We start from the raw sequence: 2,002 nt of genomic DNA, 5'->3' as shown, positions 1-2,002 counted from the left end.
TCCATGCTGCTCGGCGCACTGGTGAGCAAGCTGCACCGGGGGCTGGTGGACATCGATGCCGACGATATCGGCATCAGTTTCCCCGCCCATCAGACCGATCCCCGTACCCTGGGCGACGTGCTGCGGCTCCACGGAACGGCGAACCGGCTCCATGCGCTGACCGGGCTCCGCTGGCTCACCGGCATGCGCGACCACGTCGATCACGGCGGGATCCGGGCCGTACCCGACGGGGCCGCCCACCGGGTCGTGCGGCGCCGCCAGTACAAGACCAACGCCGAGCGGCTGCGGCGGCGGCGCATGCGCCGGCATGGCGAGACCTACGAGCAGGCCTGCGCCCAGGTCCCGGACAGCGTCGAGCGGCGGGTCGCGACCCCCTTCGTCACCGTCCGCAGCAGCAGCACCGGCCGGGCGTTCAGCCTGTTCATCGAGCACGGAGACTGCAGTCCGGACCCCGTGCCTGGGGCTTTCAGCACCTACGGGCTCAGCCGCACGGCCACCGTGCCGTGGTTCTGACCCTTTTTCCGGCGGCCGATAACACGGCTCCATAAATCAGTCACTTAGAAAAGTGCCTGAAAAAAGGGTCAACGGCCGCCGGGCCCTCGTTGTTCTTTAACAAACAGATGATTACCGCGCACAGGCCCTAGTTCGCTGCCGCGTAGGCAGCTCAGAAATCGTCGAGCACGACGATAGCCCCGTCCGGAACGTTCGCTGCCGCGTAGGCAGCTCAGAAATTGCCCGAGCGCAGCCGCGAGCGGTGCGACCAGTTCGCTGCCGCGTAGGCAGCTCAGAAAACCGGGGTGACCGCAAGGGCCGCCCCCATGGAGTTCGCTGCCGCGTAGGCAGCTCAGAAAGCTGGTCTGCGCGAAAGTGACCACGGGGGTGACGTTCGCTGCCGCGTAGGCAGCTCAGAAATTTCCCCCCACCGAAGGGGCGTCGAGTACGCCGTTCGCTGCCGCGTAGGCAGCTCAGAAAGATCCCACGCCTCGGCATCAGCGACGCCGAGCGTTCGCTGCCGCGTAGGCAGCTCAGAAATTGGCGCGGATGTCTTTGAACGTCCAGTCGAAGTTCGCTGCCGCGTAGGCAGCTCAGAAAGCTGAAAGCGGTCCACTGGAGGAAGCTATGGAAGTTCGCTGCCGCGTAGGCAGCTTAGAAATGGGTGCCACGGCGGGCCGGCGGGCGTAGACGGTTCGCTGCCGCGTAGGCAGCTTAGAAATAGCCTTTATTTCGATGAGTGGGAGTAGGGACGTTCGCTGCCGCGTAGGCAGCTTAGAAAAGGCGCCACCCTGGGTGCGGTAGAGGCGGATCGTTCGCTGCCGCGTAGGCAGCTTAGAAAGGCATGGCTCCCGCGGTCTGCGAAGAAGTACTGTTCGCTGCCGCGTAGGCAGCTTAGAAATCGGCCTCGCGCTGGGCGCGGACGGTGGCCGGGTTCGCTGCCGCGTAGGCAGCTTAGAAAATGAAGACGCTGCGCGACGCCGGGTTCGGCGGGTTCGCTGCCGCGTAGGCAGCTTAGAAATCGGAGATTGGCGAGGAGATCCTGGAGATGGCGTTCGCTGCCGCGTAGGCAGCTTAGAAAAGTGACGAGACGCTGGCCGTGCTCGGACTCCCAGTTCGCTGCCGCGTAGGCAGCTTAGAAATAGGTAATAGCCTGGGACGGTGTAGACGATGTGTTCGCTGCCGCGTAGGCAGCTTAGAAATCGATGCGGAGCGTGCCCTCCCCATCCGCCAGGTTCGCTGCCGCGTAGGCAGCTTAGAAAAGGCCACGCCAGCGCCTTGCGCGCGACCGGCCGTTCGCTGCCGCGTAGGCAGCTTAGAAATGCCGGACACGCTGATCGAGATCCGTGAGCTCGTTGGCTGCCGCGTAGGCAGCGCAAAGACAAAGCCCGGCGGGTGCCGGGCTTCGTGGGACTTGCGGGTAGTGTCTTGTCCGGCTCAGGCGGCGGCGTCTTCTTCCTCGGAGACGCTGTTGCGGATGAGGAAGTCGAAGGCGCTGAGGGCCGCCTTG

Annotated in this window: 1 protein-coding gene and 1 CRISPR repeat array; the gene reads left to right on the top strand. The window is 64.8% G+C overall.

What is annotated here, in order from left to right:
- Positions 1 to 513 (top strand): type I-F CRISPR-associated endoribonuclease Cas6/Csy4 (gene cas6f / locus G7A99_RS18730; protein WP_205599924.1); only part of this gene is annotated, 513 nt, incomplete at its 5' end.
- A 130-nt stretch (positions 514 to 643) separates the two neighbouring features.
- Positions 644 to 1,868: a CRISPR direct-repeat array (repeat unit 22 nt; unit sequence GTTCGCTGCCGCGTAGGCAGCT).
- Positions 1,869 to 2,002: the final 134 nt, after the last annotated feature.

Source organism: Arhodomonas sp. KWT, from assembly GCF_010993615.1.
The sequence above is the reverse complement of the archived record's forward strand: the minus strand, read 5'-3'. Positions and strand labels throughout refer to the sequence as shown.